The sequence below is a fragment of the Micromonospora rosaria genome, assembly GCF_001567585.1.
Classification (GTDB): Bacteria; Actinomycetota; Actinomycetes; order Mycobacteriales; family Micromonosporaceae; genus Micromonospora; species Micromonospora rosaria.
The window spans coordinates 1-4,407 of the sequence record NZ_LRQV01000248.1 but is presented as its reverse complement, the minus strand read 5'-3'; the positions used below and the strand labels follow the sequence as shown (position 1 = coordinate 4,407).

Genomic DNA, 4,407 nt, shown 5'->3' with positions numbered 1-4,407 from the left:
GCCGTGGCCCGGACCGTGCCGGGGCCGGGCGGGGCCGGTGGCGGACCCTGGCCGGCCGGGTCACCACCGGGCTGGCCGGCCTGCTGCTGCTGGGCGTGCTGCTCGCGCCGAACCACCTGGGCGGCTCCTCGCCCTGGGCGTTCCTGCGGCTGCCGGTGGAACCGATCGTCGCCGCCGCCGTGCTGCTCGCGCTCGGGGCCCGGCCGGTCGCCCGGCGGGTGCTGGCCGGGCTGGTCGGGCTCACCCTCGGCCTGCTCGGCGTCCTGAAGGTCATGGACATGGGGTTCTTCGCCACCCTGGCCCGGCCGTTCGACCCGGTCCTGGACTGGACCCTGCTCGACGACGCGGTGGCCTTCCTCGCCGACTCCGTGGGCCGGGGCGGCGCGACCGCCGCCGTCGTCGCGGCGGTGCTGCTCGCGCTCGTGCTCCTCGTGGCCTGCACGCTCGCCGCGCTGCGGCTGACCCGGCTCGCGGTCCGGCACCGGGGGCCGGCGGTCCGGACCGTCGCGGCCCTCGCCGTGGCCTGGGTGGTCGTCGCGGCGTTCGGGGTACGGATCGTGCCGGCCGTACCGGTCGCCGACCGGAGCACCAGCCGGCTGGTCGGCGCGCACGCCGCCCAGGTACGCGCCGGGCTGCGGGACCGGGAGACCTTCGACGCGGAGGTGACCGACGACCCGTACGCCGACACGCCGGGCGGGGAGCTGCTGACCGCCCTGCGGGGCAAGGACGTGATCCTGGCGTTCGTCGAGAGCTACGGCCGCGACGCGGTGGAGGACCCCGAGCTGGCCGAGGGCGTCGGCGCGGTGCTGGCCGACGGGGACCGCCGGTTGGCCGCCGCCGGGTACGGCGCGCGCAGCGGGTTCCTCACCTCCTCGACCACCGGCGGCGGGAGCTGGCTGGCGCACGCCACGACGCTGTCCGGGCTGTGGATCGACAACGAGCAGCGGCACCGCAGCCTGCTGGCCAGCGACCGGATGACCCTCAACCGGGCCTTCCAGCGGGCCGGGTGGACCACGGTCGGCGTGATGCCGGCGGTGACCCGGGCCTGGCCGGAGGGACGGTTCTACGGCTACGACCGGTTCTACGACTCGCGGACGTTGGGCTACCAGGGCCCGACGTTCAGCTACGCCCCGGTACCGGACCAGTACACGCTGTCGGCGTTCGAGCGGCTGGAGCGGGCCCGGACCGACCGGGGGCCGCTGATGGCGGAGATCGCCCTGGTCTCCAGCCACTCCCCGTGGACCCCCCGACCCCGGCTGGTGGACTGGGCCGAGGTGGGCGACGGCTCGGTCTACCACCGGGCCACCGAGGGCGACGTCGAGGACGTCACCCGCACCACCACCCGGATGCGCGCCGACTACCGGCGCTCGATCGAGTACTCGCTGCGCACCCTGGTCTCGTACGTGCAGCGGCACGGTGACGACGACCTGGTGCTGGTCGTCCTCGGCGACCACCAGCCCGCCCCCGTGATCACCGGACCGAACGCCAGCCGGGACGTGCCGGTCACCCTGGTCACCCGGGACCGGGCGGTGCTGGACCGGATCTCGGGCTGGGGCTGGACGGAGGGCCTGCGGCCCGGTCCGCAGGCCCCGGTGTGGCGGATGGACGCCTTCCGGGACCGGTTCCTGACCGCGTTCGGCCCGTAGCCGGCGGGCACCGGTCCCGGCCGGGGGGGGCGCCGGTCGTCGTCGGTCCGCCGTCCCGGGACGGACCGCCGGTGGCCACGGTCACGACGGTCCACCGGCGCGTCCCGGCCGCCCGGCGGGAACCGGGGAGCCCCGATGAGCGACTATCGGAACATGGGGTGCGAGCAGTGGCGGGAGATCCTGTCGGCACAGTTGGACGGTGAGGAGACGCCCACCGAGCGGGCCGCCGCGCAGGGGCACCTGGACACCTGCGCGGGCTGCCGGACCTGGCTGGACCTGGCGGCCGGGGTCACCCGGCGGTCCCGGACCCGGCTGGCGCCGACGGTGCCCGACCTGACCGACGCGATCCTCGCCGCCGCGCCGCCGCCGGCCCGGTCCGGGTGGCGCCCGGCGGCACGGTGGGGCCGGCTGCTGCCGGACGAGGGCTGGTCCCGGTGGCGGACCGGCGCGGTGGCGGGCCTGCGCGCCGCGCTGGGCCTGCTCGGGGCGGTGCAACTGGTCCTCGGCCTGGTTCAGGTCGGGCGGGGCGGGACCGACCACGTGCACCTCACCGGCCAGCACCTGTGGCACGAGGCGGCGGCGTGGAACGTCGCGGTCGGTGCCGGCTTCGTCTTCGTCGCGCTGCGCCGGACCCCCCCGGCCGGGCTGCTGCCCATGCTCAGCGCGTTCGTGGCGACCCTGCTGCTGCTGTCGGTGAACGACCTGCTCACCGCGCAGGTGGCGATGCCCCGGCTGGCCAGCCACGGCTTCCTGGTGGGCGGCTACCTGATCACCGTGCTGCTGTCCCGGCCGGGGCTGCGCTCCGGCGGGTCGCCGCCGGAACGACGCCGGCCGTCGCGGTCCCGGTGGCGGTTGCAGGCCGACGACGTCCCACCGCCGGCCCCGCTGCGGCTGCTCCCACCACACTCCGCGCAGGCCCGCAGCGACCGCCGCGCCGCCTGAGGCGCTGCTCCGGCCGGTCGGGACGCCGACGCCCGACCACGACCGCGCGATCGCCGACTTCCTCCGGGAGCCGCACCACGACCCGGTGGTCCGGGAGCAGGGGCGCGCCCCGGCCGGCGCCTGGCCGCCGCCGCCCCACGGTGGGCTGACCCGGTGGGCGTACGGCCGCTGCCGCGCCGGGTGGGTCGACCGACGGGTCGCCGGGGGACCTGACCGGCCCCGGCGGCCGACGCCGCGTCCCGGTCAGCCGACGCCGCGCCGGTGCTGCGGTGCGGGGCCGGCGGCCGGGGTGGCCAGCGCGGCGACGAGGTCCTCCCGGGCGCGGGCGACCCGGGAGCGGATCGTGCCGATCGGGCAGCCGCACACCCGTGCCGCCTCGGCGTAGGACAGGCCGAGGACCTGGGTGGCGACGAAGGCCTCCCGGCGCTCCGGGACCAGATCGTCGACCAGGCCCCAGAGGGTGACCTCGCCGTCCGGGGCGGACGCGGCCGGGGCGCCGGTCTCGTCGGCGAACCGGTGCCAGTCGGCGACGCCGGTGGTTCGGGGACGGGCCACGGCCGCCCGGACGTGGTCGACGGCCACCCGCCGGGCGATGGCGAACAGCCAGGTCCGCGCGGAGGAGCGACCGGCGAAGCCGGGCAGGCTGCGCCAGGCCCGCAGGTACGTCTCCTGGACCAGGTCGTCGACCTCGCGCGCCCCGGACAGGTGCACGAGGAAGCGCCGGACGTCGTGCTGGGTGGCGCGGACGAACGCCGCCGCGGCGGCGCTGTCGCCCCGGCCCGCGGCGAACGCGTACCCGGTGATCTCGTCCGCCGGTTCTGGTCGGGTCACTGGTCCCACCTTTCGCGTACCGCTGGCACCGCCCATTGGTCGTCGGCCGCGGGCGGACGGTTCCCGGGCCGTGCGGCCGACCGGTGACACCGGTGCTAGCGTCCGTCCGGTGATCTCGCAGCGAAGCATCCACTCGTTCCGGCACGCCGGTGCCGCCGTCCCGGGAGGTGCCCGGTGGACGGGCTGACCGGAGCCGTCCGACGCCTGCTCGGCGGGTACGAGATCGGTGCGCTCACGCCGCTCGGGGCGGGCACCGACCACGACGCGTACGACCTCGACGGCGTGTTCGTGGTGCGGCGACGCCGGCCGGAGGAGGACGACGACGGACCGGCGGCGGTCGAGCGGGAAGTCCGGGTCCTGGAGGCGGTGGCCCGGGTGTCCCCGATCCCGGTGCCGACGGTCGTCGCCGCCGCGCCCGAGCAGGGGCTGCTGGTGCTGCGCCGGCTGCCCGGCACGTCCCTGCTGGCCGAGCCGTGCCCCGACCCCGACCGGCTGGTCGAGCAGTTGGCCGGCTTCCTCGCCGCCGTGTACGCGCTCCCGGCGGACCTGGTCGAGCCGGACGATCATCCCCTGTCCGGGTACCTGGCCGAGGCCGCCGAGACGGCGGCCCGGATCGCGCCGGTGCTCGACGCCGGGCAGCGCGCCCTGGTGGCAGAATTCCTGGCCACCGCGCCCCCACCGGAGCCGGCGATCCGGCTGTTCTGCCACGCCGACCTGGGCGCCGAGCACCTGCTGGCGGAGCCGACCCGAACCCGGCTGACCGGGGTGCTCGACTGGTCGGACGCGGCGGGCACCGACCCGGCCCGCGACCTCGGCCGCCTCTACCGCGACCTCGGTCCGGGCCCGGCGGCCCGCGTCCACGACGCGCTCACCGGCCTGCTCGACGACGGGGCGTTGTCCCGGGCCGCGTTCCACGCCCGGTGCGCGCTCCTCGAGGACCTGGCCTTCGGCCTCGACGAGGGAGACCGCCGGTACGCCGACGCCGCGC

Annotated in this window: 4 protein-coding genes; 3 read left to right on the top strand and 1 reads right to left on the bottom strand. The window is 77.4% G+C overall.

The window, feature by feature from the left end:
• Together AWW66_RS34720 and AWW66_RS31465 are read left to right on the top strand one after the other, a co-directional pair.
• Positions 1–1,646: alkaline phosphatase family protein (locus AWW66_RS34720; RefSeq protein WP_067374288.1), on the top strand; the 1,646-nt coding region annotated here is incomplete at its 5' end.
• Positions 1,647–1,799: 153 nt separating this feature from the next.
• Positions 1,800–2,588 (top strand): zf-HC2 domain-containing protein, encoded by a 789-nt coding sequence (locus tag AWW66_RS31465; RefSeq protein ID WP_067374284.1) that lies wholly within the window; start codon positions 1,800–1,802, stop codon positions 2,586–2,588.
• A 243-nt stretch (positions 2,589–2,831) separates the two neighbouring features.
• Here the strand turns inward: AWW66_RS31465 and AWW66_RS31460 are convergent, their stop codons facing one another.
• On the bottom strand, positions 2,832–3,419 hold the full coding sequence (locus AWW66_RS31460) for a sigma-70 family RNA polymerase sigma factor (protein WP_245648576.1): 588 nt from the start codon (positions 3,417–3,419) through the stop codon (positions 2,832–2,834).
• A gap of 174 nt (positions 3,420–3,593) precedes the next feature.
• On the opposite strand from AWW66_RS31460, the gene AWW66_RS31455 reads away from it, so the two are divergent.
• On the top strand, positions 3,594–4,407 hold an 814-nt coding region (locus AWW66_RS31455), incomplete at its 3' end, for a phosphotransferase family protein (protein WP_067374280.1).

What these genes read in the sequence shown, in the direction of transcription:
- AWW66_RS31465 (WP_067374284.1), top strand. Translation starts at nt 1,800, where the DNA reads ATGGGGTGCGAGCAGTGGCGGGAGATCCTGTCGGCACAGTTGGACGGT.